Here is a 264-nt window from a genome sequence, read left to right as displayed (position 1 = left end):
CTTCACCTTCGAACGGCCCGAGATAGGTGGGCTGTATGGCGGGTTGTTCGATGTGCTGATGGGCTTCGACAAGCCTTACAACCAGGCGCCATCGCTGCATATCGCCTTGCTGGTGATCATCTGGGCGATGTTCGCCCGGCACGTGCACCGCCAGCCCTGGCGCTGGGCCATGCACAGCTGGATGGCGCTGATCGGCATATCGGTGCTGACCACCTGGCAGCATCATTTCATCGACGTGCCCACCGGCGCGTTGGCGGGGTTTGC

At 62.5% G+C, this 264-nt stretch carries 1 pseudogene; it reads left to right on the top strand.

Annotated elements, in window-relative coordinates:
- A pseudogene (locus SB765_RS30600) lies at positions 1–264 on the top strand (serine/threonine protein phosphatase); the annotation flags it as partial.

This window comes from Pseudomonas sp. SIMBA_067, assembly GCF_046534675.1.
Classification (GTDB): Bacteria; Pseudomonadota; Gammaproteobacteria; order Pseudomonadales; family Pseudomonadaceae; genus Aquipseudomonas; species Aquipseudomonas putida.
This window is presented reverse-complemented; position numbering and strand designations above follow the sequence as displayed.